Origin of the sequence: Hydrogenophaga sp., from assembly GCF_028698005.1 — a bacterium.
GTDB lineage: Bacteria > Pseudomonadota > Gammaproteobacteria > Burkholderiales > Burkholderiaceae_C > Hydrogenophaga.
The window spans coordinates 1-24418 of the sequence record NZ_JAQVEJ010000032.1 but is presented as its reverse complement, the minus strand read 5'-3'; the positions used below and the strand labels follow the sequence as shown (position 1 = coordinate 24418).

Here is a 24418-nt window from a genome sequence, read left to right as displayed (position 1 = left end):
TCCAGCGGTCCGTGTCGGCACACCAGTCGGCGGTGGCCGGTGCATGCGCCGCCAGCCAGTCCAGCAAGACCTGCTCGGCACGTGCGATCGTCGGCCAGATCGGCCACAGGGTATCGTCCAGGTCCAGCGTGATGGCGCGCACGCGGCCGGTGTCCAACAACACGGGTGAAGACGGGTGGTGCTCGGGTGTATCCATCGGTGCACGAGAATAGCGCACATGGCTTTCCGACCCGAACCTCCCCTGCCCCAAGACCCCGCCACACGCACGGCCATCGTCCTGTGCAATCTGGGCACGCCCGATGCCGCCACGGCGCCTGCGCTGCGACGCTACCTGGCCGAGTTCCTGGGCGATCCGCGCGTGGTGGAAATTCCCGGCCTGATCTGGAAACCGATCCTGCACGGCGTCATCCTGCGCACGCGTCCGGCCCGCTCGGCCGCCAAGTACGCCAGCATCTGGCAAACGGAGGGCTCACCGCTGAAGGTGTGGACGGAAAAGCAGGCCACCCTGCTGCGCGGCTACCTGGGAGAGCGCGGCCATCGGGTGGTGGTGCGCCATGCCATGCGCTACGGCCATCCGTCCATCCCCGCCGTGCTGGATGCCCTCAAGGCCGAGGGTGTGACACGCGTGCTGGTGCTGCCGGCCTACCCTCAATACAGTGGCACCACCACCGCCAGCCTGTTCGACGCGGTGGCACGCTGGGGTCTGGAGATCCGCCACCTGCCCGAACTGCGCTTCGTCCACCGCTACCACGACGATCCGGGATATATCGAGGCCCTGGCCCGGCGGATCCGCCAGCACTGGACGAGCCAGGGCCGCGGCAACCACCTGGTGATGAGCTTTCATGGCATCCCCGCGCGCTGTGTGGACCTGGGCGACCCCTACCGCGACGAGTGCCGCATCACGGCCGAACGGCTGGCCGACCGCCTGGGTCTGTCGGCAGCGGACTGGACCATGACCTTCCAGTCGCGCTTTGGCAAGGCCAAATGGCTGGAGCCCTACACCCAGCCCACGCTGGAGCGCATGGCCCGCGAGGGGCTCAAGAGCGTGGACGTCGTCTGCCCCGGTTTCACCAGCGACTGCCTGGAGACCCTGGAAGAAATCCGCATGGAGGTCCGGGACGCCTTCAAGGCCGCTGGCGGCCAGCACTTCCGGTACATCGACTGTCTCAACGACTCGCCCGACTGGATCCGCGCACTGGCCGATCTGGCCGAACGCCATCTGCAGGGCTGGCCAACCCGGCCCTGAACCCGGTCAGCCGCCCGCCAGGAAACGTTGCACCAGCTCCAGCTGGTCGGGCACATTCAGGGCCGGCGCGTGACCACAGCCGTCGATGGTGACCACCAGCGCACGCGGACCGCGGTCGCGCATGGCTTCGGCCGTATCGGCCAGCAGCAGGTCGGAATCGATACCACGCAGGCACAGCACCGGCACGTCGATGCGGTCGTACACCTCCCACAGGTCGTAGTCGTTCGGGTGGTGCGTGAATTGCTGCGCCATGGCCGGGTCGTAGTGGGGGGTCACCCGGCCATCGGGCAGGCGGCGCATGGAGCTCTCGGTCAGCAGCCGCCACTGCTCGTCGGGCAAATAGCCGTAGGGCCGGTAGACCGTGCGGAAGTACTGCTCCAGTTCGCCGATGGTGGCAAAGGCCGACGGGTTGCCGGCGTAGGCGCGGATGCGATCGATCGCCGGCCCGGCCAACTGGGGGCCGATGTCGTTGAGCACCAGACGCTGGATGCGCCCGCGCAAGGCACCGTCGGCGCAGACCATGCCGATGGCACCGCCCATCGAGGTACCGACCCAGTGGCAACGCTCGATCTGCAACTGGTCGAGCAGCGAGCGCGCCAGCCGCTGGTAGAACGCCAGGCAGTACTCGTCACGCGGAGACGGGCTCCACTGCGAAAGCCCCCGGCCGATGGTGTCGGGGCAGATCACACGCCAACCCAGCGCCGCCAGGTGGCGCGCCAGCGGGTCCATGTCGCGCCCGGTGCGGGCCAGTCCATGCCAGGCCACGACCACGCCCTGGGCAGGCGCGCCAACAGCCGGCGCCCAGTCCATGAAGTGCAGTTCGCGCCCCTCGCAGGTCAGGTAGCGGGACGAAGGTTGGATCGCAGCGGAAGTCATGGGGTCTCCTTGAGCCGGGCGAGCGCGGCACGCTCGCGGAGTTTTCCGACGATGCCGGTGGGGAAGTAGTAAACCGACAGCACGAACAGCAGACCCAGCCACAGCAGCCAGCGATCCGGCGTGAACAGCGCGGGCAGCAGCGGAATGCCGGAGGCCGCTTCACCGATCAGGCGCAACAGGTCCTGCAGGTAGCTCTGTGCCACGAGGAACAGCACGCTGCCGATGATGGCCCCGTACATCGTGCCCATGCCGCCGATGACGACGATCAGCAAGACGTCGAGCATGATCTCGAACGACAGCGAGGTATCCGGCCCGTTGTAGCGCAGCCACAGCGCCAACAGGCAGCCGGCCAGCGTGGCGAACAGGGCCGACAGCACATTCGAGAGCGTGCGGTAGACCACCGTGCGGTAGCCCAGTGCCTCGGCGCGAAAGTCGTTCTCGCGGATGGCCTGCAGCACGCGGCCGAAGGGTGAGTTCACGATGCGCAGCATGACCAGGAACATCACCGCGACAACGGCAAAGATCAGGTAGTAGGTGATGAAGCGACCATTGAGCACGACGTCGCCGAACGGGCCGGCGAAGTCGTCTTCGCTCAGCGCGAAGCCGGGCGTGAGCACCTCGGGCACCCGGAACGTCAGCCCGTCCTCGCCACCGGTGATGGCCGACAGCTGAGAGGCCAGCGTGAGAAAGGCCGAGGCCACCGCCAGCGTGATCATGGCGAAGAAGATCGCCTTCACGCGCAGCGAAAACAGGCCGATGACCAGCGACAGCACCAGCGAGATCGCCAGCGCACAGACGACACCGACGGCAACCGCCGTCCAGCTCGGGCCCATGCCATTCAGGGCAATGGCGATGCCGTAGGCCCCGATGCCGAAGAACATGGTGTGCGCGAAGCTCACGATGCCGGTGTAGCCCAGCAGCAGATCGAAGCTGACGACCAGGGCGATGAAGATGAGGACCTTGGCCGCGACGTTGAGCGCCTTGACACCCGGGAACAGAAAGGGCGCGAAAGCCAGGCCCAGCACCAGCACCAGCAAGGTGATGGCCAGCACGCGGCTGCGCGGCAGGTCATTGGAAAGCAGGCGGTGAAACATGGTGTGCACTCCTCAGCGGTTCGTGACCGGGTACACGCCCTGCGGCCGCCACAGCAGGATGGCGACCATGAGTGCGATGTTGGAGAACAGCGCCACCTTCGGCACCAGAAAGCCGGTGTAGTTGGCCATCAGGCCCACCAGCAGCGCCCCGATGAGCGCGCCCAGCGTCGAGCCCAGGCCGCCGATGATGATGACGATGAAAATCAGGATGTTGACCTGGGCGCCCATCTGCGGAATGACCGTCTGCTGGTACAGGCCCCACATCACACCGCCCAGACCGGCCAGTGCGCTGCCGACGACGAACACACCCACGAACAGGCGCCGGATGCGGTAGCCCAGCGACTCAACCATCTCGCGGTCCTGCACACCGGCGCGGATCAGCAGGCCGACCTTGGTGCGGTTGAGCGTCCAGACCATGGCCGCGAACACCAGCAAGCCCACCAGCACCGCGAGCACGCGGTATTTCTCCACGGCGGCGTCGCCGAAGATGAAGGCTCCGCGCAAGGCCTCGGGCAGCGGCAGCGGGCGCTGCTCGGGGCCCCAGACCACCTTGATCATCTCCTCGCCGATGATCATGCCGCCCATGGTGATGAGAATCTGCTTCAGGTGCTGGCCATAGACCGGCCGCACGATCAGGCGCTCGAACACGTAGCCCAGCGCGCCGGCCACCGCCATCGCCACCAGCATCGCCGGCAGCAGCGCCACGAGGTTGAGCCAGAAGCTGCTGGCTGCCACGTAGTTGCCCATGCTGCCCATGACGGTCACGGCCACGAACGCACCCAGGGCAATGAACACGCCATGGCCGAAGTTGAGCACGTCCATCAGCCCGAACACCAGCGTCAGGCCGGAGGCGATGATGAACACGATCAGGCCCATGGCCAGGCCGGCCACGGTCAGCGTCAGCCAGGTCGATGGGCTGCCCACCAGGGGCAGCGCCAGCGCCGCGAGCACCGGCACCAGGGCCAGCGGCTTCCAGTCGAAGTCGGATGTCATTGATGCGCCCCCAGAGACAGGCCCAACAGACGCGCCTGCAACGCCTCGTCCTCGGCCAGCGCGGCCATCGGGCCGCTGTGCACCACGCGACCGTCGTCCATCACGGCCACGGTGTCGCCCAGCTGCCGGGCGAAATTGAAGTTCTGCTCGACCAGCAGGATGGTGGTCTGCGCCGCCTTGAGCTCCCGGAAGGCCGCGATCATGTTCTGGATGATGGCCGGCGCCAGGCCTTTGCTGGGTTCGTCGATGAGCAGCAGCTGGCGCGGCTCGACGATGGCGCGCGAGACCGCCAGCATCTGCTTCTGCCCGCCCGAGAGCTTGCCGGCCGGGTGGTTCCAGAACTTCTTCATGGCCGGGAACAGGCCAAAGATCCACTCCAGCCGACTCGTGTCGATATCGTCAACGTTGCGCGCGCCGCGCGCGGCCAGCACCATGTTCTCCTTGACGCTCAGGTCGGCGAAGATGCCCATGTTCTCCGGCACGTACGCCACACCGGCCTGCGCGATCTCGGGGGTGGGCCTGCCCGTGATGTCGCGGCCGGCCAGCAGCACCCGGCCCTGACTGGCCTTCCACAGGCCCATGATCGTGCGCAGCGTCGTGGTCTTGCCGGCGCCGTTGCGACCCAGCAGCATGGTCAGCTGGTTGGCCGGCACCTGCAGGTCCACCCCGTGCAGGATGTGATAGGCGCCGATGTGGGTGTGAACCCCCTCCAGCCTCAGCAAGGCATCACTCATGCGGCCTCCGTTTCTTCGGGGTTCACGCCCAGGTAGGCCTGCTGCACCACGGGCGAGGCGATCACCGCCTCGGGTTCGCCGTCGGCGACGAGTTCGCCGTTGTGCAGCACGATGATGCGGTCCGACAGTTCACGCACCACGTCCATCTTGTGCTCCACCAGCAGGATGGTCTTGCTCTTGTCGGCCTTGAGCGCGCGGATCAGGTTCAGGATCACCGGCACCTCGTCCACGCTCATGCCGGCCGTGGGCTCGTCGAACATGAACACCCGCGGCTCCAGCGCCATCAGGATGCCCACCTCCAGCTTGCGCTGGTCGCCGTGCGGCAGGCTGGCCACCGTGGCGTCGCGCTTGTCGGCCAGCGCCACCGTCTCCAGCACCACCTCGGCCTTTTGCAGCAGGTCGCGGCGATCGCTCCAGATACGAAAGAAATCCAGTCCCGCGCCCGCCTTGGCCTGCACCGCCAGGCGCACGTTCTCCAGCACCGTCAGTTGGGGAAACAGGTTGGTCAACTGGAAGGCGCGGCCCAGGCCGGCGCGTGTGCGTTGCGGCGCCGCCAGCGGCGTGAGGTCCTGGCCATCCAGGCGGACACGGCCGGCCGTCGCCCTGATCTGGCCCGAGATCAGATTGAAGTAGGTCGTCTTGCCCGCGCCGTTGGGGCCGACGATGGCGGTCAGCGTGCCGGGCGCAAACGCGCACGACACCGCATTGACCGCCACGTGCCCACCGAAGCGGACCGTGAGGTCTTGGGTTTCGAGCATGCGGATTTCCTGTGCCGCAGTGCGGCAGTCGATGGCAGGCCGGGCCGGGCAGCGAAGGCGCCCCGACCCGCCGGTACCCCGCACCGCCCGGGCGCGGGGGCCGCAGCGCATCAGCGCTTGTTCATGATCGGGATGCTCATTTCCTCGGGCTTGATCTCGCGCACCAGCTCGGGAATGGCCCATGCCACGTTCGGATCGACCTTGATCTTGAAGTGGTACATGCTCTGCATGGCCTGGTGGTCTTCCTTGCGGAAGGTCATCGTGCCCTTGGGCGTCTCGAAGCTCATGCCTTCCATGGTCTGGATGAGCTTGTTGGTGCTGGTGTCGCCGCTGGTCTTCTTCAGCGCCTCGACCACGGCCATGGCCGCGCTCATGCCGCCGGCGGTGAAGAAGTCCGGCGGTGCGTTGAAGCGCTTCTGGTGCTCCGTCACCAGCCACTGGTTGGCCGGGTTCTTCGGGATGTCGTAGTAGTAGTAGGCCGCCCCTTCCATGCCCGGGAAGGGCTTGTAGAGTGCCAATGCCGGCAGGATGTTGCCGCCGCTGGCAATCTCGATGCCATAGCGCTCCTTGATCTGCATGTCGGCAAACTTGGAGAACGGGTTGGACGCGCCCGCCCAGACGATCCAGACGATCTTGCGCCCCGGCTTGTCCTTGAGGGCATCCACGATGCGCTGGATGCCGGCGGTGAAGTCGGTGGTATTGGCCGGCAGGTACTCCTCGTGCGTGATCTTGTTGACCTTGAGCGCATCACGGAACGCTTTCACACCGTCGCGGCCGAAGGCGTAGTCCTGCGCCAGCGTTGCGATGGTCACGCCCGGCTTGTCCAGCGCCACCGCGTTGCTGATGGCATCCTGGCTGCTGTTGCGGCCGGTGCGGAAGATGTACTTGTTCCACTTGTCGCCGGTGATCGAATCGGCCACGGCCGGCTCGACCACCAGGATCTTGCGGTATTCCTCGGCCACCGGCAGCATGGCCAGCGCCACGCCGGATCCCGTCGTACCGACGGCCAGATCGGCCTTGTCATCGGCATAGGCCGTCGCCAGCAGCGACTTGCCCAGATCGGGCTTGCCCTGGTCGTCCTTCTCGATCACCACCAGCTTCTTGCCCGCCACCGCCATGGTGCCGCCCGTGGCGTACTCGAGCCCCATCATCAGGCCGGTATGGGTCTGCTTGCCATAGGCTTCCAGCGGGCCGGTTTTGCCGTAAACGTGGGCGATGCGGATCTCCCCGGACTGGGCAAAGCTCAGGGAGGCGGCGGCGCAGGCGAGCGCCATCACCGCGAGGCGGCGGGTGGTCTGGATCATGACATGTCTCCGATAGTTGAAATGGCCGGCAGGCGTGCCGTGCCACCTCCTCTTGCAGAACGCGTGCCAGCTTCCAGATGCCTGATTTTTCAGGAGATTTTTATATCAAGCCACCAAATGCCCGAATTTCATACACATTCATCGATCGCAAAATGTATGGATTTTAGACATTTGACTGAATTTCAGACACCCAACCCCAATCCCTGAGCCGGTCGTACAGGCTGGCCCGCGACATGCCCAGCAGGCGTGCCACCGCCGCACGGTTGCCGCCGCAGCGCCGCAGCGCCGCCCTCACCGCCTGTTGCTCGACCTCGCGCACCTGCTCGGCCAGCGGCCGCAGCCAGCGTTCGGACGGCCCCTGTTCCGACAGCGGTGCACCGGGCAGCGCCATGTCGGCCACTGGCGGCTCGATGCGCTCCACCCCGGCCAGGCGCAGCACCTGCTCAACGGCAGCACGGTCGATCACGCCCGACTCGCTGCGCAGGCTCAGCTGCTCCAGCACGTTGCGCAACTCGCGGATGTTGCCGCGCCAGGGCTGCGCCTGCAGCAGGGCCAGCGCATCGCGCCCCATCTCCGGCTGGGGTTGTGCCCCACGGGCCGCAATGTCCTCGTTCAAGGCCTCCACCAGCAGCGGGATATCTGCCTGCCGCTCGCGCAGCGGCGGCACATGGATGGGCAGCACATTGAGCCGGTAGTAAAGATCTTCGCGGAACTGGCCTTCACGCACCAGCCGTGCCAGGTCGCGCGAGGTGGCCGCCACCACCCGCACATCGCAGCGAACGATGCGGTTGGATCCGAGCGGCTCGATCTCGCCATCCTGCAGGGCCCGCAGCAGCTTGACCTGCACCGCCATCGGCATGTCACCCAGCTCGTCCAGGAACAGCGTCCCGCCATCGGCGAGCTTGAACTTGCCATCGCGCCCTTTGCGGTCGGCCCCCGTATAGGCACCGGGCGCCACGCCAAAAAACTCGGCTTCGAGCAGCGCCTCGGGCACCGCGGCCATGTTCACGCTCACGAACGGGCGGCCGGCCCGTGGCGAGGTGGCATGGATCGCGTGGGCCAGCAGTTCCTTGCCGGTACCGGTCTCGCCCAGCAGCAGCACCGGGCTGGGGGTCTGCGCTGCGCGTCGCGCCTGTCGCTTGACCTCCTGAGCCGCCGCACTGGTTCCGACGAAGCTCGCAAAGGTGTACTTGGCACGCCGCTGGGTGGCCAGCTCCCGCCGGGCCGCATCCAGGTCCTGCTCGAGCCGCGCAAACTTGCTGATCAACGGCTGCAAGGTCGTTCCGGGGTTGTCGAACAGCACGATGCCCAGCACCCCGATCACCTGACCGTCATCGCCGCGCAGCGGTATGCGACTGACCACAAACGTCCCCGCCTTGTTGACCAGCAGGTCGATCAGGATGGGCTTGCCGGTCTCCAGGACCCGGTGCATCTGTGTGTTCTGCACCACGCTCGATACCGGGTGACCGACGAAATCCTCCTCGCGCTCGAAACCGAGCGCCGGCAGGAAATCCCGGTAACGCTCGTTGATCCAGACCACGCGTGCCTGCCGGTCCACCAGCAGCAGCCCGGCACCGGAAAACCAGTCGAAGCTCGATCGTGCGGCCAGCGCCAGGATGCTCTGGGCGTCACGTGGAAGGGGGCTGTCAGCAGGCATGGCAAGCGGTCAGAATCGGGTGGCATCGAACTCGGGCACGCGGCCCCGCACCCTTGTCCAAGGCCGCGCTTCAGTTTAACGTTGGGGCTGCCGGCTGCCATCGGGCGGCCACCCCGGTACCCTGCCACCGCCAGCCACCTGCTCAATGAGCCATCTTCCACCCGCCAAGCTCCCGCCCGCCGAAAAGATCCGCCTCGACAAGTGGCTCTGGGCCGCGCGCTTTTACAAGACCCGCAGCCTGGCCTGCGACGAGATCGACAAGGGCCGTGTGCGCGTGAACGCGCAGACCGCCAAGCCCTCGCGCGAGATTCGGCCAGGTGACGAGGTGGAACTGCGCACCGGATACGAAACACGTACGGTGGTCGTGCGCGCACTCAGCACCGTGCGCGGCCCGGCCACGGCCGCGGCGCTGCTGTACGAGGAGACCGAAGCATCCCGCCTGGCCCGGGAAGCCGCCGCCGAGCGGCGGCGGCTGGCGCCCGAGCCGGCCCAGACCATCAGCCAGGGGCGCCCGAGCAAGAAAGACCGGCGCGACATCGACGCCGCACGCGGCCGCGCCGGCTGGGACGCGCGCTGGAGCGCTTCGATAGACGACTAGGACCTGCGCAAACCCAGCCACATCACCGTGGCCACCACGATCAGGCCACCGGCGACCTGCACCGGCGCAATGGCCTGACCGAGCACCGCCCAGGCCAGCGCCAGCGCGAAGATCGGCTCCACATTCATGATCGCCGAGTTGCCCACCACGCCAAGCCGGGGCAACACCGTGAACATGATCGTGATGCCCGTGCCATACAGGGCCGTGAGGCCGATCAGGCCCCACCAGCCGGTCGGCGTCACCGGCAGCGTGGGGCCCCCCTGAGCCACCACCCCCACCAGTGCCATCACACCGACCAGCGACATCGTCGCGGCGGTGCGCACACGTCCGTCCACGCCGGCCGTGCCATGCTGGGTCAGCACCAGGGCCAGGCCGAAGGCGGCCGCGGCCGCCAGGGCATAGGCCACCCCGGCGCCGATCTGGCTCCAGTGATCGACCGCCCCCATGCCCGAGGCAGCGCCCGACACATCCAGCGCCAGCGCCAGGCCCAGCAACATCACCGGCATCGCCAGCAACGTCCGGCGGTCGGCCCGCTCGCCATAGCACACACGTGCCCACAAGGCGACCCACAACGGGTAGGAGTTGAACGCCAGCAGCGCCAGCGCCACCGGCAGCCTGGCCACGGCCGAATACAGGCAGAGGCTCTGTGCCCCCACCAGCAGGCCGACCCCCAGCAGAGCGCGCCGCTGGCGGGCATCAGCCCGCAGGGGCACGCGGTACACGCGCAGGATCGCCAGCACCACCAGGGCCGTGACCACGCTGCGGAACAGCACCGCGGTGGTCACCGTCACCCCGTCGTTGAACGCCAGACGGGCAGCCACATGATTGGCACCCATCACGAAGGCGATGGTCACCAGCGTGGCGAAGGCCACACCAGACAGGGAACGGGCAGCAGCGGCAGCAGACGGCATCGACGACTCAGTTCAAAAATCCGTTGGTGGTGGTGAAACGGCGACCTTCCTCACCGGGAGCCATTGTCGCCGGCCTCGTCTTCCAGCCGCCGCAGGCGATCAGCACCTTGCTGCAAGGCTTGCTGGAGCTGCTGCTCAACGGCTTGCTGCGCGGCCTGCCCCTGCTGCAGTTCCTGCTGCTTGACGGCCGCCGCGGTGGCCGCGCTGCCTGCCGCCTCCATGCCACACCCGGCCAGACACGCCGCCGTCATCACCCCTATTCCCCATGTCCGGTTCATCACGTGCTCCTTGACGGCCCATGCAACCGAGGGCCTGGCAAAAAAAAGCCCAAGCGCATGCACTTGGGCTTTTCGGTCTGGCGGAGCGAGAGGGATTCGAACCCTCGATGAGGCTCTACACCCCATACTCCCTTAGCAGGGGAGCACCTTCGGCCACTCGGTCATCGCTCCAGAACTGTCTATTATGCCTCAGTTTTTCGTCTCTTTTTCCGAACGCGGCAGCAAACGTGCAGGTTGCTTCAACGCTTGAGGGTGTCGGCGGCCTGGTCCAGATCGAACTCGCGGTGCAGGGCGCGCACGGCCAGCTCCATGTATTTTTCGTCGATCACGACCGAGGTCTTGATCTCCGAGGTTGAGATCATCTGGATGTTGATGCCCTCGTCGCTCAGCGCCTTGAACATGCGGCTGGCCACACCCACGTGACTGCGCATGCCGATGCCCACGATGGAGACCTTGCAGATGCGGGTGTCACCCACGACATCGGCCGCCTGCAGCGCCGGCGCCACCTGGGTCTTGAGCAGATCCAGCGTCTTCTCGAAGTCGTTGCGGTGGACGGTGAAACTGAAATCGGTCTTGCCGTCCTTGGAAACGTTCTGGATGATCACATCCACCTCGATTTTGGCATCGGCCACGGCGCCCAGGATCTGGTAGGCGATGCCGGGCTTGTCCGGCACACCCAGCACGGCAATCTTCGCTTCGTCGCGGTTGAAGGCAATGCCGGAAACAACGGCTCGTTCCATGTCTGCGTCTTCCTCAAAAGTGATCAGGGTGCCGGAGGTGGCTTCTTCGTTCAGGTCGATGTCCCAGGGCGTGAAGCTCGAAAGCACGCGCAGCGGGACCTTGTACTTGCCGGCGAACTCCACCGAGCGGATCTGCAGCACCTTCGAGCCCAGGCTGGCCATCTCCAGCATTTCCTCGAAACTCACGCGCTCCATGCGGCGCGCCTCGGGCACCACGCGCGGGTCGGTGGTGTAGACACCATCGACATCGGTATAGATCAGGCACTCATCGGCCTTGAGCGCGGCCGCAATGGCAACGGCCGAGGTGTCGCTGCCGCCCCGCCCCAGCGTGGTGATATTGCCACCGGCATCGATACCCTGGAAGCCCGTGATGACCACCACCTTGCCGGCGTCCAGGTCGGCGCGCACACGCGCATCATCAATCGATTCGATGCGCGCCTTGGTGTACGCGTCGTCGGTGCGCACCGGCACCTGCCAGCCTGTATAGCTCACCGCGTCGACACCCTCGGCCTGCAGTGCCATGGCCAGCAGCGCCGACGACGCCTGCTCGCCGGTGGCGGCCAGCATGTCGAGCTCGCGGCCATAGGCCCGGCCCGACGCGGCGGGTGCAAGCTCCTTGGCCAAGCCCAGCAGGCGGTTGGTTTCACCGCTCATGGCGCTGGGCACCACCACCATGCGGTGGCCTGCCTTGTGCCACTTGGCCACGCGCCGGGCCACGTTGCGAATGCGCTCGGTGGACCCCATCGAGGTACCACCGTACTTGTGAACGATCAAAGCCATTGGAGACAAAAATAGAGGGGTGCTGCCGGCTCAAGGCCGTCGCGACCGGGTGCCCGTCGCACCCGAAGGACCAAGCAGGCCCGCGAAACAAAACATTGGATTATAAGGTGGGCAGATAACGCAGCACATCCCGGTCGCGCACGGCAAACCCCGCGGCGACCCGTACCCGGATGTCGTGGCCACGCGTGCGGCACGCCCCGATCTGCGACACCAGCTCCCCCATTTGCGCGCTGCTGGGCGCCCACCCGGCCACCTGCTGCAACCAGTGGCGCAGCGCATTGACCCGCCGCTCCGGCGACAGCCGCCGCAGGGCTTCGATGCGAGGCGGATCACCCGCCGCGGCCAGATCCTGCGCAGCCAGCTCTGCCAGCAGGCGCTGGGCTTCGGCCGCATGGCCGGCACTGCGTGCCAGGGTCTCCCGGATGTGAGGAAAACATGCCTGCAGGGTCGGCAGCAGCTCGCGCCGGATGCGGTTGCGGGTGAAGCGCGCGTCGGCGTTCGTCGGGTCCTCGATCCAGTCAATGTCCCGCGCCCGCAGCCAGGCGCGCAGATCCTCGCCCGACACCGCCAGCCAGGGGCGGCAAAAACGCACGCCATGGCGCTCCCACCGGGCCGGCATGCCCGCCAGCCCCGGCAGGCCGGCACCGCGCGAGAGCGCCAGCAGCACGGTCTCGATCTGGTCGTCGGCATGCTGGCCCACCGCCACGTCGAGCACGCCATCGGCCGGCCACGCCGTACGGGCGGCGTCGGCCAGCGCCCGGTAGCGGGCATCGCGAGCCGCTGCTTCCGGGCTTTGCCGTGGCGCCGCCCCGGCCTGCACATGGCAGACCCGCAGGGGTACGGCCCACTGGTCGCAGCGGTCACGGCAATGGCGCTCGAACTGGTCGGCCGCTGCCTGCAGGCCGTGATGCACGTGCACCGCACGGATCTGCCCTGGCCAGCGCTCCACGCAGGCGCGCAGCAGCGCCGTCGAGTCGGCACCACCGCTGTAGGCCACCACCAACGGCAGGCGGGGCTCAAATCCGGCCAACGCGGCCGCCACGGACACACTCATGCGCGGATGCTAGCAGCCCAGCCCAGCCCGGCGGCAGGCCCGCCTCAAGGCGGCCGGCACCGTGCCCGCGCTGCCGTCGGCCTGCGCCTACCGGTTGTCGGCCTTGGTGTCGTTGAAGCGGCCGTAGCCGTCGAGCCGCGCGTAGCGACGGTCGAGCAACTCCTTGACCTTGAGGTCCGACACCTGACGCCAGGCATCGCCCAGCGCACGCTTGAGGAAGGCCGCCATCTGCTTGTGATCGCGGTGCGCGCCGCCCACCGGCTCGCTCACGATCTTGTCGACCAGGCCCAGCGCCTTGAGGCGGTGCGCGGTGATGCCCAGCGCGTCGGCCGCATCGCTCGCCCGGTCGCTGGTCTTCCAGAGGATGGATGCGCAGCCTTCGGGGCTGATCACCGAATACACCGAATATTGCAGCATCACCACCTGGTCGGCCACCGAGATGGCCAACGCGCCGCCGGAGCCGCCTTCGCCGATGATGGTCGAGATGATCGGCACCTCCAGCCGTGCCATCTCGTAGATGTTGCGGCCGATGGCCTCGGACTGGCTGCGCTCCTCGGCATCGATGCCGGGGAAGGCGCCCGGTGTGTCCACGAACGTGAACACCGGCAGCTTGAACTTTTCCGCCAGCTTCATCAGGCGCAGTGCCTTGCGGTAGCCCTCGGGCTTGGTCATGCCGAAGTTGCGCAGCGTGCGCTCCTTCGTGTCGCGGCCCTTCTGGTGGCCGATGACCATGCAGGGCTGGCCGTTGAAGCGCGCCAGACCACCGACGATCGACTGGTCGTCGGCGAAGTGACGGTCACCGTGCAGTTCGACCCAGTGCGTGAAGATCTCGCGCACGTAGTCCAGCGTGTAGGGCCGATCGGCATGGCGCGCGATCTTGGTGATCTGCCATGGCGTGAGATGGCTGTAGATGTCCTTGGTCAGCTGCAGGCTCTTGCTGGACAGCTGATTGATCTCTTCGGAGATGTCCACGGCAGATTCGCTCTGCACGTAGCGCAACTCTTCGATCTTGCTTTCGAGCTCGGCGATCGGCTGCTCGAAATCGAGGAAATTTCTTTTGCCCAAGATGTTTTGCTCCGGGTCTGTTCTTCAGTAGGCCACTGGGACCGGGTCCAGCGAGCGCCAAATATACCAAGTCGCCACGCTGCAATAGGGTGCCCAGGACGCCGCCACTTCGCGCATCTCGCTGCGGCTGACGGGCTCCCCCGAAAAATAGCACTGGCTGATGCCCTGCTGCAAGCCGACATCGTCCAGCGGCAGCACGTTCGGCCGCTTCAGGTGGAAGATCAGGAACATCTCGGCCGTCCAGCGGCCGATGCCCCGGATGGCCACCAGCTCGCGGATGATGGCCTCGTCATCCATCTCTGCCCACTCGTCCGCATGGACCTGGTCATTGGCGAAATGCAGTGCCAGATCCACCAGATACTCGGTCTTGCGCGCCGACAGGCCCGCCGCGCGCATGTCGTCGACCTTGAGCTTGAGCACCTGCGCGGGCGTCATCTTGCGCGGCAGCTTCTCGAAACGGTCCCACACGGATTGCGCCGCCTTGACCGAAATCTGCTGCCCCACGATCGATCGCGCCAGCGTGACAAAGGCATCGCCGCGCGACTGCAGGTATGCGCCCGCATGCGCCGGGATGAGCTTTTTCATGACGCGGTCGCGCCGCATCAGGTGACGGCAGGCGTCCTGCCAGTAGGGCGGCGCGTCCTCGCCCAGCGGCGGCAGTGTGGCAGTGGCCATCAGGCACGCTCCCACGTCGTGCCGGCAGGACCGTCCTTGACAACGATGCCTTGCGCCTGCAGCGCCTGGCGGATGCGATCGGCCTCGGCGTAGTCCTTCGCCGCCTTGGCCGCCGCGCGGGCCGCGATCTGTGCCTCGATCTGGGCGACGTCCGGTCCGCCGGCCGCGCCACCGCCCTGCAGGTAGGCCACCGGGTCCTGCTGCAGCAGGCCCAGCACGCCACCGAGCTGCTTGAGCAGCCCCGCCAGGCGGGCATCCTTGCTGCGGTTGACCTCGGCCGCCAGTTCGAACAGCACCGCCACCGCCTCGGGCGTGCCGAAGTCCTCATCCATGGCCTCCCGGAAGCGGGCGGCAAAGGGCGAGCGCCAGTCGATGGACGCGGCCTCTTCGGCCGGCACGGCGGCCAATGCCGTGTACAGGCGCTTGAGGGCGCCGCGTGCGTCATCCAGGTGGACGTCGCTGTAGTTGAGCGCGCTGCGGTAGTGGGCACGCAGCACGAAGAAGCGCACCGTCTCGGCGTCGTACTTCTCCAGCACCTCGCGAATGGTGAAGAAGTTGCCCAGGCTTTTGGACATCTTCTCGTTGTCCACGCGCACGAAACCGTTGTGCATCCAGAAACGCGCCAGCGGTTTGCCGGTGGCACCCTCGCTCTGGGCGATCTCGTTCTCGTGGTGGGGGAACTGCAGGTCCGCGCCGCCGCCGTGGATGTCGAAGCTCTCGCCCAGCATCTCGCAGCTCATGGCCGAGCACTCGATGTGCCAGCCCGGCCGGCCGCTGCCATAGGGGCTGTCCCACTTGGCCTCGGCCGGTTCCTCGGGCTTGGCCGACTTCCACAGCACGAAGTCCAGCGGGTCCTGTTTGCCATCGTCCACCGCCACGCGCTCGCCCGCGCGCAGGTCGTCCAGCGACTTGCCCGAGAGCTTGCCGTAGCCGGGGAACTTGCGCACCGCGTAGTTCACGTCGCCATTGGGGCTGCGGTAAGCCAGGCCCTTGTCTTCCAGACGGCGCACGATGTCCAGCATCTGCGGCACGTACTCGGTCGCGCGCGGCTCATGCGTGGGCCGCTCGATGCCCAGGGCGTCGGCGTCCTGGTGCAGGGCGTCGATCATGCGGTTGGTCAGCGAGGTGATGGTCTCGCCGTTCTTGAGCGCGCGTGCAATGATCTTGTCATCGATGTCGGTCACATTGCGCACATAGGTGACCCGGTAGCCACTGGCCTTGAGCCAGCGCTGAACGATGTCGAAGGCCAGCATCGAACGTGCGTGGCCCAGGTGGCACAGGTCGTAGACCGTCATGCCACAGACATACATGCGCACATGAGGCGGCTCGAGCGGCTCGAATGGCTCCAGACGCCGTGTCAGCGTGTTGTAGATGCGTAAAGTCATGGGAAGGTGGTGTGTCCGGAGCTGAAACAGCGGCTGTCTGGCGCCATGCGGGCAGACATGCGCTCACCGATGGCCCACGGGCCATTCATACCGGCACCCCTCAGATACAATGACCGCAGTATAGCCAGCCCGCCGGCGCCGCCAGCGCGCCGCCTGGCGGAAATCGCCCGTGCATGCCCGTTTCCTTGACTGATTCGTACCGCCACAGACAACCGAGAGGCACCATGTCCACTTCCATGATTTCCCTTCACTCCTCGACCGGTTCCCTGCATTCATTGCGTCGCCTGCCCGTGGCGGCTGCCCTGGTGGCGGCACTCTGGACCCCCATCGCCGCATTCGCCCAGACCGACGCCTATGCGGAAATCAATCGGCTGCTGCGCGCCGGCCAGATCAGCGAGGCACTGGGGAAGGTTGATCAGCACCTGGCGGCCAAGCCCAATGATCCGCAGATGCGCTTCCTCAAGGGCGTGGTCCAGACCGAATCGGGCAAGACGGCGGACGCCGTGGCCACGTTCACCAAGCTGACCGAGGATTACCCCGAGCTGCCCGAACCCTACAACAACCTGGCCGTGCTCTATGCCAGCCAGAGCCAGTTCGACAAGGCCCGTGCTGCCCTGGAAATGGCCATCCGCACCAATCCCAGCTACGCCACGGCCCACGAGAACCTGGGTGACGTGTATGCCAAGCTGGCCAGCCAGGCCTACAGCAAGGCGCTGCAACTGGACGCCGCCCAAACGGGCGCTGCCCCCAAGCTGAATCTGATCCGCAGCCTGTTCGCCACGGGTGGCCAGCCAGCCGCCGCAGCTCCCGCGCCCGTCAGCGTGGCCAAGGCCCCCGCCAGCGCACCGCCGGCCAACGAGGCGCCAGCCGCCGCCGAGGCAAGCAAGGCGCCCGCACCCAGTGCCGCCGCCGAGGCGCCCAAGACACCCGCGCCCAGCACCCCTGCCACCGCCACCCCCCCTGTCGCCGACAATGCCAGCGAAGCGGTCAAGGCAGCGGTGGCGTCCTGGGCCCGCGCCTGGTCCAGCAAGGACATGCAGGCCTACCTTGGCGCCTACGCGCCCGAGTTCACCCCGACGGGCGGGCAGTCCCGCCGCAGTTGGGAAAGCAGCCGCCGCGCCCGCATCGAGCCGCGCAAGAACATCCAGGTCAGCATCAACAATCTGACGGTCAAGGTGGAGGGCGACCAGGCTTCGGCCCGGTTCCACCAGACCTACCGCTCCGACCAGATCAACGTGTCCAGCCGCAAGGTGCTTGATATGGTGCGCCACGGCGAACGCTGGCTGATCGTGCGCGAATCCACCGGATCCTGATGCCGCCTGCCTTCCGTCCGTTCCAGCCGCAGGATCGTGGCCTGCGAGGCGGGCACATCACTGCCGTCCTGCTGGCCGCCCTCGCCGTCACGGGCTGCACCGCGGCCTATCTGCATTTTCGGCCGGCCCCGCCCTCCATGCCCAGCGTGGAGGCTGGCCTGGTGGTGGCAGCCCCCACCCCGAGGGATGAACCACCCCCTGCGCCCGGCCTGATCGACGCGGTTCTGTCCGGCCCCGGCCGGCACACACCGACAGCCGCTTCGGGCCTGCGCCGTGTTCCCCTGGACGACACGACCATGGCGCAGGTCGAACCGCTGCTGGGGCGTGCCGAGGCGCGGCTCATCCGCGTGTATCAGCACATCCGCGCCGGCGATCACCGCCAGGCCCTCAAGCTGGCCGAGCACCTGGCCCGCGATCATCCCAACTTTCAACTCGCACAACTGGTGCTGGGGGATCTGCTGGCGCTGCGCGCGCGACCGCTGCGCACGCTGGGCGATGTGCCCGACATCCACGGTGAAACGGCGACGGCCCAACTGGCGGCGTTGCGCGAAGAGTCGAACCAGCGCATCCGCGCGCTGACCGAGCGCCCCCCGGAAGGCCATGTGCCGCGCCAGTTTCTGGCGTTGTCACCGAAGAACCGGCACGCCATTGCCATCGACACCTCGCGCTCGCGTCTGTACCTGTTCGAAAACCTGGCCCCGTCCGATCGCAGCGAGTCGCGACCGGCCACGGCGCCCCGGCTGCGTCTGATCGGCGACTACTACATCTCGGTCGGCCTGCAAGGGATCGCCAAGGAGGTCGAGGGCGACCAGCGCACACCCCTGGGTGTCTACTACATCACCAGCACGCTGGACCCCCGCAAGCTGCCCGATTTGTACGGCGTCGGTGCACTGCCCATCAACTACCCCAACGCACTGGACCAGCAGCGCGGCAAGACCGGCAGCGGTATCTGGTTGCACGGCACGCCACGCGAGCAGTTCGTGCGTGCTCCCCAGGCCTCCGATGGTTGCGTCGTGCTGTCGAACCAGGACCTGGCGTTCCTGCTGAAAACCGTCCGCATCCGCACCACCCCCGTGGTCATTGCACAGCACCTGGAGTGGGTCGTCCCAGACAGTCTCGAGCAGGAGCGCCAGCACTTCACACGGGCACTGGACCGCTGGCGCCAGGCGCGCAGCACGGGTGACGTCCAGGGCCTGCGGGCGTTCTACTCCAAGCGCTTCCAACCCGGTGGCAACGACACCCGCGCCTGGTGGCGCCGCATGGAGGCCGAGTTGCGCCGTCCCCGCCCGGTCCAGCTCAAGGACACCAGCCTGCTCAAGTGGCAGGACAGCGAAGAAACCATGGTGGTCACCTTCGGCGAGGTCCCCGTGGGCCAACGCCGCGGCACCAACCGACGCCAGTACTGGGCACTGGAAAACGGTCAATGGAAGATCATTTACGAAGGAAATACCTGAGCATGCAGCCCACCATCCCCTCCACGTTCCGCGGTTTCCGTCGCCGCGTGGCCATCCAGCTCAGCCTGGCCGCCGTGCTGGCCACGGCCGCCCTGCCCGGCCTGGCTCCGGCCCAAACGGCCGACACCAGCCGTGTGCGACTGAGCACCAGCCAGGGCGACATTGTGCTGGAGCTCGATGCCGCCAAGGCACCCCGAACGGTCGACAACTTCGTGCAGTACGTCAAAAGCGGCCACTACGACGGCACGGTCTTCCATCGCGTCATCGACGGGTTCATGATCCAAGGTGGCGGCTTTACCGCCGACATGACGCAAAAGGCCACACGCGCACCGATTCCGCTCGAAGCTGCCAATGGCCTGAAGAACGACCGCGGCACCATTGCCATGGCACGCACGTCCAATCCGAATTCCGCCACCGCCCAGTTTTTCATCAACGTTGTCAACAACGACGGGCTCAACGCTCCCCGGCCCGATGGCCATGGCTACGCCGTGTTCGGCAAGGTCGTCTCGGGCATGGACGTGGTCGACAAGATCAAGGCCGTCCCGGTCGGCAACAAGGGCATGCACCAGAACGTCCCCGTCACGCCCGTCACCATCCTCAAAGCCACCCTGGAGAAATGAACATGGCCAACCCCCAAGTCGAACTGCACATTGCCGGCCACGGCGTCATCACGCTGGAACTCGATGCCGAGAAGGCACCGGTCAGTACGGCCAATTTCCTGTCCTACGTGGGCAAGGGCCACTACGACAACACCATCTTCCACCGCGTCATCCCCGGCTTCATGATCCAGGGCGGCGGCTTCGCGCCGGGCATGCAGCAAAAGCCCACCGATGCCCCCATCACCAACGAGGCCGCCAACGGGCTGAAGAACGAGGTGTACACCATCGCCATGGCCCGCACCAACGACCCGCACTCGGCCACGGCCCAGTTCTTCATCAACGTCACCAACAACAGCTTCCTCAACCACACGGCCCCCAGCGGCCAGGGCTGGGGTTACGCCGTGTTCGGCAAGGTGGTGAGCGGTACCGAGATCGTCAAGAAGATCGAGGGCGTTCCCACGGGCCGTCGCGGCTTCCATGACGACGTGCCCAAGGACGACGTGGTCATCGAAAAGGCCGTGGTGGTGGAATGAATGGCAGCGGCCGCTTTGCCGAGTTGAGCGTACCCACGCACTGGCAGGCGGTCGATGTCATCTCGGACCTGCACCTGCAGGCCGCCGAGCCGGCCACGGCGCAGGCGTTTTTCGACTGGCTGGCGCAACCCGCCGGCGGCCGGGCCGACGCACTGTTCATCCTGGGCGACCTGTTCGAGGTCTGGATCGGTGACGACGTACTCGATGCCCCGTCCGAGACCTGCCCCGAGGCCCCGTTCCTGCGCCGGTGCGCCGATGCGCTGTCCCGGCTGGCCGCATCCATCCCGATCTACTTCATGGCCGGCAACCGGGACTTCCTGCTCGGGCCCGAGGCTGCCCGGCGCTGCGGCATGATGCTGCTGGACGATCCCACCGTGCTGGACTGGAGCGGCAGGCGCTGTCTGCTCAGTCATGGCGATGCCCTGTGTCTGGCCGACACCGACTACCAGCGCTTTCGCCGCGAGGTGCGCAGCGACGCCTGGCAGGCAGACTTTCTGGCCCACCCCCTGCCGGTGCGCGAGGCCACGGCACGATCCCTGCGCGAACGCAGCGAGGCACGCAAACGCGAGCATGGTCATGATGCCTCCCTGTGGGCCGACGCCGACGACGGCGAGACCCTGCGCTGGCTGCGCCAGGCCGACGCGCCGACCCTCATCCACGGCCACACACACCGCCCGGCCTGCCATGCATTGGCCGAAGGCCGGGAACGCTGGGTCCTCAGCGACTGGGATCTGGATGCCGCCCCACCCCGGGGCAATGTGCTGCGGCTCGACCGGCACGGCCGACTTCAGCGCCTGCCATTGAAGCCGGCCTGAGTGGCCCCACGTGCGGTCGATGTCCCGCCTGCTTGCCCGCCTCGTCCAGCCCTGGCTGCCCCGCCGCTGGCGCAGCGCACCCGATTTCAGCGACCGCCTGTGGCAGCACATCCTCGATGGCCATCCGTTCCTGCGCGCACTGACGCCTGCCGAACAACGCTGTCTGCGCCGCCTGTCGGGTCACTTCCTGCAAGAAAAAGAGTTCAGCGGCGCACACGGCCTGCGGGTCGATGACCGCATGGCCTTGATCATTGCCGCCCAGGCCTGCCTGCCGCTGCTGCACATGCCCCTGCCCTCGGGTCGTGCCCCGACCCATGCCGCCGAGCTGCTGGTCTGGTACGACGATTTTGTCGGCATCGTGATCCAGCCCGGTGCCGCGGTGGCCCAACGCGAGATCATGGACGGCACCGGCGTCGTCCACCGCTGGCGCGAGGCCCTGGCCGGCGAAGCCATGGACCGGGGCCCTGTCATGCTCAGTTGGCAGGATGTGGCAGGCGCGGCCGGCATGGCCGAGCACGGCGCCAATGTGGTCATCCACGAATTCGTCCACAAGATGGATATGCGCGGCATGGCCAGGGGTCAGCACCCCGACGGGTCACCGCCGCTGTTTCCAGGCTTCCTGGGTGCCACCACGAGGCAGGCCGCCGCGATGCACTGGCGCACGACCATGGCGCCCGCCTTCGAGCGCTTTCGCGAAGCCGTCTCGATGGCCGAGCGCTTCGGCGCCGCCCCGCCCTGGCTGGATGCCTACGCCGCCACCGATCCGGCCGAGTTCTTCGCCGTGACCAGCGAAGCGTACTTCGTGCAGCGCGAGCGCTTCGGCCAGCACTTCCCCGAGTTGCTGACCTTGTACGACGGCTTCTTTCGCTGCATGCCCACACCGCCGAAGGCCTGACGCGAGCCCCCGCGCAGCGCGTCTGCAGCGACCGGCGGCACAATGCGCCGACACAGACGTGCCGCGGCATGGCCCGGGGCTGTCAGCGGCGCAACAGCGCTTTCAGCGCCGCCTGCAGGCGGCGGGCGGAGGCAGGATCATGGGCCGCAGCCAGGACCTGTGCCACGTCCTGCGCCCAGGTTTCCGCGGGCGATGGATCGTGACGCCGCGTCAGCAGTTGCAACTGCAAGGTCCGGCGTGCGTCGTGGTGCTCGGGTGGTGTCGGAATGTCGGCGGCCACCTCCAGACGCAGCAAGGCTTGCGAGGCGGTACCTGACGGCGCACCTTCCAGGGCTTTCGCCCAGGCCGAACGCTGTCCTGCCGACACCCTGCTGCCCAGGGCCTGCGCGGTGGGCAACTGATCGGCCTGCCGCTGTTCCCAGGCCCCCAGCAGCTGGGTCAGCACCTCGCCATGGGCCTGCGCCGCCAGCCGGCGCAGTGCCGCCTCGGCATTCTCAATCGCCTGCCGCTGGGCGCGGAACGCCGCATCGCCCAGACGGGGCGCAGCGGCGGCGCGCCGGCCATCGCGGCCCGGGCGCTCGCTGCCGCGCCAGTCGTCGCGCCCACCGCGGCCCTCCCGGCCCGCCGGACTGCGGCGCTCGTCGCGGGCAGCCGGCACCGCCTTGGTGTTGCCCGGACGGTCATCACCGCGCATCGCCACCAGCTTGCGCACGGCCGTGGCCGGCGCTGCCTCGGGTGTGGCATCGGCAGCAGCCGGCGCCGCCACGGCTTCGGGTGCGGATGCCGGCGTCACCGGCGCATGCATGGCCTCCTCCAGCGCCTTTCTGGCATTGCGAATGCCGCCAGCGTCACCGGCAGCCACCGCCTGCTCCAGCACACGTACCGCATCCAGCACGCGCTGGTCATGCGCACTGACGGCCGCTGCCGCCTTTTCACGTTCGCTGCTCTTGCGGGCAAAGGCCTCGTCGATCGGTTTGCGGAAAGCGTCCCACAGCCGTTGCTCCTGTTTGCGATCCAGCGGCACAGCGTGGGCCTCGGCCTGCCAGCGTTGCTGCAAGGCCTTGACCTCGTCAATCCGCCACTGTGCGCTCGCGCTCAAGGCCTGGGCTTCTTCAATCAGCGCCTTGCGCCGGGCCACGCTCTCGGCCTGTGCAGCCTCCAGCCGCGCATGGCCGGCCTGCATGGCCGCCTTCCACAGCGGCTGCAGCTCGGCGAACTGCTTTTCGCCCAGATGACCGGCCTCGCGCCAACGCTCGGAAAAGCCATGCAGTGCCCGGACCTGACCCTTCCAGTCCTCATCGGCGGCATGTGCCTGCGTCCATGCCTTGACCTCTTCGATCAGCGCCAGGCGGGCCGCGCGGTTCGCTTCGCTCTGCTGGCGCACCTGTGCCAGCCAGGCCTCCACCACCTTGTGCGCCTCGTTGCAGGCCTCGTCGAAGCGTTTCCAAAGCGCGTGGTTGGGCACCCCACCCTGGTCGGTGGTCTTCCACTGCGCACGCAACTGGCGCAGGGTTTCCTGGATCTTGCGCCCGCCCGGCCGCTGGCCCTCGGGGCCTTGCGTCAGCGCCTCGGCCTTCTTGACCAGCTCCTCGCGCAACTGGTCGGCGCGCCAGCGCTGCCATCCTTCGAGCTCGCCGGCTTGCGCCAGCAGGGCATGCGCCTTTGCCTCCTGCTCCGATGGCACCAGCCGACCATGTGTCTTCAGGAACTGCCGCACATCGCCGGCGACCTTGGGGGTGGCCTTGCCATGCCCCTGGGCCAACTCCTGTTCCAGTGCCTTGAGCAGAACGTCGAGTTCGGCGCCCACCTGGGCCTTGCGGGCCTCGCGCTCGGGATCGGCCACCGCCACGCCCGCCTGTGGCGCCTCGCCGCGCGCCACGCGCAGCTCATCGGCCCACACCGGCACGGCCGGCAGCGGTGCCGATGCGTCCTGGTCGGCTGCCACGGCCTGGGCCAGCGCAGCCTCAAACGCCTCCCACACCAGCCGCAACTGTTGCCTGGACGCCTCGAGCATCGGGGCAAACTTGGCCTCCATGCTCGCCCACTCAGGCCGCTGCGCCATGGCACTGGCCAGGTCCTGCCACTGCTGCACGTCGGCACGCAGGCCATCGGCCGCCGCCGCCGCTTCACGCCAGGGTTTGGTCGAGAGGATTTCGATGCGCTGTGCCAGCAACACCGAGGCCTCGCGCTCCACCTGCACCTGGTGCTGCAGATCCTCGATCACCCGCACGCGTTCGGCCAGCGACTGCTTCAGGCTCGCCAGCGGCTCGCGCGACAGCGGCGCACCCGCCCGTGCGGCATCGCGCTGCCAGGCCAGCGCGTCGGCCAGGTTCAGGCGCGTCTGGGCCAACAGGGCCTCGGCGCGCGCCGCCCATTCGGCCGCCACACTCTCCTGCTGCCGCTGGCGCCTGACCTCGTCCATCTTTTCCTTCAGGGGCTTGGCCGCCCCCCGGTCGCGATGGGACAAATCCTTGAACACCTCGCTCATCAGCTCCCAGGATGGCCCGGTTGCCAGCCACTCGCGCAGGCGGGTCAGCCGCTCACCCGAGGTCGCGGCAGAGAAAACGCCACCCGTTTCGGCATCCAGCGGATGCACGGCAGCAGACGGCTTGGAACTGGAAGAAGCATTCACGTTGATTGGACTCATTCATGGCGCAGGCC

Annotated in this window: 23 protein-coding genes, 1 tRNA gene and 1 pseudogene; 8 read left to right on the top strand and 17 right to left on the bottom strand. The window is 67.4% G+C overall.

What is annotated here, in order from left to right; translation table 11 throughout:
- A pseudogene (locus tag PHQ87_RS05475) lies at positions 1-196 on the bottom strand (hypothetical protein); the annotation flags it as partial.
- Positions 197-217: 21 nt separating this feature from the next.
- Between PHQ87_RS05475 and hemH the strand changes: the two are divergent.
- Positions 218-1246 (top strand): ferrochelatase, encoded by a 1029-nt coding sequence (gene hemH / locus PHQ87_RS05470; RefSeq protein WP_300231925.1) that lies wholly within the window; start codon positions 218-220, stop codon positions 1244-1246.
- Positions 1247-1252: 6 nt separating this feature from the next.
- Here the strand turns inward: hemH and PHQ87_RS05465 are convergent, their stop codons facing one another.
- The 7 genes from PHQ87_RS05465 to PHQ87_RS05435 all read right to left on the bottom strand — a co-directional run bounded on the left by PHQ87_RS05465 (position 1253) and on the right by PHQ87_RS05435 (position 8662).
- Positions 1253-2122 (bottom strand): alpha/beta hydrolase, encoded by an 870-nt coding sequence (locus PHQ87_RS05465; protein ID WP_300231924.1) that lies wholly within the window; start codon positions 2120-2122, stop codon positions 1253-1255.
- Entirely contained in the window at positions 2119-3216 is a 1098-nt protein-coding gene (locus PHQ87_RS05460; RefSeq protein WP_300231923.1) for a branched-chain amino acid ABC transporter permease, read from the bottom strand. The genes PHQ87_RS05465 and PHQ87_RS05460 overlap by 4 nt, the downstream gene beginning before the upstream one ends.
- Before the next feature lie 12 nt (positions 3217-3228).
- Entirely contained in the window at positions 3229-4209 is a 981-nt protein-coding gene (locus PHQ87_RS05455) for a branched-chain amino acid ABC transporter permease (protein WP_300231922.1), read from the bottom strand.
- Entirely contained in the window at positions 4206-4943 is a 738-nt protein-coding gene (locus PHQ87_RS05450; protein WP_300231921.1) for an ABC transporter ATP-binding protein, read from the bottom strand. The genes PHQ87_RS05455 and PHQ87_RS05450 overlap by 4 nt, the downstream gene beginning before the upstream one ends.
- On the bottom strand, positions 4940-5701 hold the full coding sequence (locus PHQ87_RS05445; RefSeq protein WP_300231919.1) for an ABC transporter ATP-binding protein: 762 nt from the start codon (positions 5699-5701) through the stop codon (positions 4940-4942). Before PHQ87_RS05445 ends, PHQ87_RS05450 begins: the two co-directional genes overlap by 4 nt.
- Before the next feature lie 110 nt (positions 5702-5811).
- Positions 5812-7005: a substrate-binding domain-containing protein gene (locus tag PHQ87_RS05440; RefSeq protein ID WP_300231917.1), complete on the bottom strand. Its 1194-nt coding sequence runs from the start codon at positions 7003-7005 to the stop codon at positions 5812-5814.
- Positions 7006-7168: 163 nt separating this feature from the next.
- On the bottom strand, positions 7169-8662 hold the full coding sequence (locus PHQ87_RS05435; RefSeq protein ID WP_300231915.1) for a sigma 54-interacting transcriptional regulator: 1494 nt from the start codon (positions 8660-8662) through the stop codon (positions 7169-7171).
- A 145-nt stretch (positions 8663-8807) separates the two neighbouring features.
- Here PHQ87_RS05435 and PHQ87_RS05430 point away from each other — a divergent pair, with 145 nt between their 5' ends.
- Entirely contained in the window at positions 8808-9260 is a 453-nt protein-coding gene (locus PHQ87_RS05430) for an RNA-binding S4 domain-containing protein (protein WP_300231914.1), read from the top strand.
- On the opposite strand, the gene PHQ87_RS05425 is transcribed toward PHQ87_RS05430, so the two are convergent.
- The 8 genes from PHQ87_RS05425 to cysS all read right to left on the bottom strand — a co-directional run bounded on the left by PHQ87_RS05425 (position 9257) and on the right by cysS (position 16148).
- Complete coding sequence (locus PHQ87_RS05425) at positions 9257-10171, bottom strand: DMT family transporter (protein ID WP_300231913.1); 915 nt, start codon at positions 10169-10171, stop codon at positions 9257-9259. The genes PHQ87_RS05430 and PHQ87_RS05425 overlap by 4 nt on opposite strands.
- Before the next feature lie 50 nt (positions 10172-10221).
- Complete coding sequence (locus PHQ87_RS05420) at positions 10222-10449, bottom strand: hypothetical protein (RefSeq protein WP_300231911.1); 228 nt, start codon at positions 10447-10449, stop codon at positions 10222-10224.
- 78 nt (positions 10450-10527) lie between these two features.
- A tRNA-Ser gene (locus PHQ87_RS05415) sits at positions 10528-10620 on the bottom strand.
- 68 nt (positions 10621-10688) lie between these two features.
- Positions 10689-11969 carry an aspartate kinase gene (locus PHQ87_RS05410; protein WP_300231910.1) on the bottom strand — a complete coding sequence of 427 codons (1281 nt, stop codon included), beginning with the start codon at positions 11967-11969 and terminating at the stop codon, positions 10689-10691.
- A gap of 100 nt (positions 11970-12069) precedes the next feature.
- A complete protein-coding gene (gene tilS / locus PHQ87_RS05405; protein WP_300231908.1) occupies positions 12070-13023 on the bottom strand; it encodes a tRNA lysidine(34) synthetase TilS in 954 nt (317 codons plus the stop codon).
- A gap of 87 nt (positions 13024-13110) precedes the next feature.
- Entirely contained in the window at positions 13111-14088 is a 978-nt protein-coding gene (locus PHQ87_RS05400) for an acetyl-CoA carboxylase carboxyltransferase subunit alpha (RefSeq protein WP_300231906.1), read from the bottom strand.
- 24 nt (positions 14089-14112) lie between these two features.
- Positions 14113-14763 carry a DNA-3-methyladenine glycosylase gene (locus PHQ87_RS05395; RefSeq protein ID WP_300231905.1) on the bottom strand — a complete coding sequence of 217 codons (651 nt, stop codon included), beginning with the start codon at positions 14761-14763 and terminating at the stop codon, positions 14113-14115.
- Positions 14763-16148: a cysteine--tRNA ligase gene (gene cysS / locus PHQ87_RS05390; RefSeq protein WP_300231904.1), complete on the bottom strand. Its 1386-nt coding sequence runs from the start codon at positions 16146-16148 to the stop codon at positions 14763-14765. The genes PHQ87_RS05395 and cysS overlap by 1 nt, the downstream gene beginning before the upstream one ends.
- A gap of 236 nt (positions 16149-16384) precedes the next feature.
- Between cysS and PHQ87_RS05385 the strand changes: the two genes are divergently transcribed.
- Genes PHQ87_RS05385 through PHQ87_RS05360 form a run of 6 tightly spaced genes read left to right on the top strand, consistent with a single transcriptional unit; the run spans position 16385 to position 21757 of the window.
- The gene (locus tag PHQ87_RS05385) at positions 16385-17461 is read left to right on the top strand and encodes a tetratricopeptide repeat protein (RefSeq protein WP_300231903.1); all 1077 of its coding nucleotides are present in this window, start codon (positions 16385-16387) and stop codon (positions 17459-17461) included.
- Entirely contained in the window at positions 17461-18915 is a 1455-nt protein-coding gene (locus PHQ87_RS05380; RefSeq protein WP_300231902.1) for a L,D-transpeptidase, read from the top strand. The genes PHQ87_RS05385 and PHQ87_RS05380 overlap by 1 nt, the downstream gene beginning before the upstream one ends.
- Before the next feature lie 2 nt (positions 18916-18917).
- A complete protein-coding gene (locus PHQ87_RS05375; RefSeq protein ID WP_300231900.1) occupies positions 18918-19535 on the top strand; it encodes a peptidylprolyl isomerase in 618 nt (205 codons plus the stop codon).
- 2 nt (positions 19536-19537) lie between these two features.
- A complete protein-coding gene (locus tag PHQ87_RS05370) occupies positions 19538-20047 on the top strand; it encodes a peptidylprolyl isomerase (RefSeq protein WP_300231898.1) in 510 nt (169 codons plus the stop codon).
- Positions 20044-20862, top strand: coding sequence for a UDP-2,3-diacylglucosamine diphosphatase (locus tag PHQ87_RS05365; protein ID WP_300231884.1), 819 nt, complete (start codon positions 20044-20046; stop codon positions 20860-20862). The genes PHQ87_RS05370 and PHQ87_RS05365 overlap by 4 nt, the downstream gene beginning before the upstream one ends.
- 19 nt (positions 20863-20881) lie before the next feature.
- Positions 20882-21757 carry a M90 family metallopeptidase gene (locus tag PHQ87_RS05360; RefSeq protein ID WP_300231883.1) on the top strand — a complete coding sequence of 292 codons (876 nt, stop codon included), beginning with the start codon at positions 20882-20884 and terminating at the stop codon, positions 21755-21757.
- 82 nt (positions 21758-21839) lie between these two features.
- On the opposite strand, the gene PHQ87_RS05355 is transcribed toward PHQ87_RS05360, so the two are convergent.
- Positions 21840-24404 (bottom strand): DUF349 domain-containing protein, encoded by a 2565-nt coding sequence (locus PHQ87_RS05355; protein ID WP_300231882.1) that lies wholly within the window; start codon positions 24402-24404, stop codon positions 21840-21842.
- Positions 24405-24418 lie beyond the last annotated feature (14 nt).

Bases quoted from the DNA above. Each gene is read 5' to 3' on its own strand.
- PHQ87_RS05395 (WP_300231905.1), bottom strand. From the start codon at position 14,763: ATGGCCACTGCCACACTGCCGCCGCTGGGCGAGGACGCGCCGCCCTAC.
- hemH (WP_300231925.1), top strand. From the start codon at position 218: ATGGCTTTCCGACCCGAACCTCCCCTGCCCCAAGACCCCGCCACACGC.
- PHQ87_RS05420 (WP_300231911.1), bottom strand. From the start codon at position 10,449: ATGAACCGGACATGGGGAATAGGGGTGATGACGGCGGCGTGTCTGGCC.
- tilS (WP_300231908.1), bottom strand. From the start codon at position 13,023: ATGAGTGTGTCCGTGGCGGCCGCGTTGGCCGGATTTGAGCCCCGCCTG.
- PHQ87_RS05440 (WP_300231917.1), bottom strand. From the start codon at position 7,005: ATGATCCAGACCACCCGCCGCCTCGCGGTGATGGCGCTCGCCTGCGCC.
- PHQ87_RS05410 (WP_300231910.1), bottom strand. From the start codon at position 11,969: ATGGCTTTGATCGTTCACAAGTACGGTGGTACCTCGATGGGGTCCACC.
- PHQ87_RS05465 (WP_300231924.1), bottom strand. From the start codon at position 2,122: ATGACTTCCGCTGCGATCCAACCTTCGTCCCGCTACCTGACCTGCGAG.
- PHQ87_RS05455 (WP_300231922.1), bottom strand. From the start codon at position 4,209: ATGACATCCGACTTCGACTGGAAGCCGCTGGCCCTGGTGCCGGTGCTC.
- PHQ87_RS05430 (WP_300231914.1), top strand. From the start codon at position 8,808: ATGAGCCATCTTCCACCCGCCAAGCTCCCGCCCGCCGAAAAGATCCGC.
- PHQ87_RS05355 (WP_300231882.1), bottom strand. From the start codon at position 24,404: ATGAGTCCAATCAACGTGAATGCTTCTTCCAGTTCCAAGCCGTCTGCT.
- PHQ87_RS05385 (WP_300231903.1), top strand. From the start codon at position 16,385: ATGATTTCCCTTCACTCCTCGACCGGTTCCCTGCATTCATTGCGTCGC.
- PHQ87_RS05370 (WP_300231898.1), top strand. From the start codon at position 19,538: ATGGCCAACCCCCAAGTCGAACTGCACATTGCCGGCCACGGCGTCATC.
- PHQ87_RS05365 (WP_300231884.1), top strand. From the start codon at position 20,044: ATGAATGGCAGCGGCCGCTTTGCCGAGTTGAGCGTACCCACGCACTGG.
- PHQ87_RS05380 (WP_300231902.1), top strand. From the start codon at position 17,461: ATGCCGCCTGCCTTCCGTCCGTTCCAGCCGCAGGATCGTGGCCTGCGA.
- PHQ87_RS05425 (WP_300231913.1), bottom strand. From the start codon at position 10,171: ATGCCGTCTGCTGCCGCTGCTGCCCGTTCCCTGTCTGGTGTGGCCTTC.
- PHQ87_RS05375 (WP_300231900.1), top strand. From the start codon at position 18,918: ATGCAGCCCACCATCCCCTCCACGTTCCGCGGTTTCCGTCGCCGCGTG.
- PHQ87_RS05460 (WP_300231923.1), bottom strand. From the start codon at position 3,216: ATGTTTCACCGCCTGCTTTCCAATGACCTGCCGCGCAGCCGCGTGCTG.
- PHQ87_RS05360 (WP_300231883.1), top strand. From the start codon at position 20,882: ATGTCCCGCCTGCTTGCCCGCCTCGTCCAGCCCTGGCTGCCCCGCCGC.
- PHQ87_RS05445 (WP_300231919.1), bottom strand. From the start codon at position 5,701: ATGCTCGAAACCCAAGACCTCACGGTCCGCTTCGGTGGGCACGTGGCG.
- PHQ87_RS05435 (WP_300231915.1), bottom strand. From the start codon at position 8,662: ATGCCTGCTGACAGCCCCCTTCCACGTGACGCCCAGAGCATCCTGGCG.
- PHQ87_RS05450 (WP_300231921.1), bottom strand. From the start codon at position 4,943: ATGAGTGATGCCTTGCTGAGGCTGGAGGGGGTTCACACCCACATCGGC.
- cysS (WP_300231904.1), bottom strand. From the start codon at position 16,148: ATGACTTTACGCATCTACAACACGCTGACACGGCGTCTGGAGCCATTC.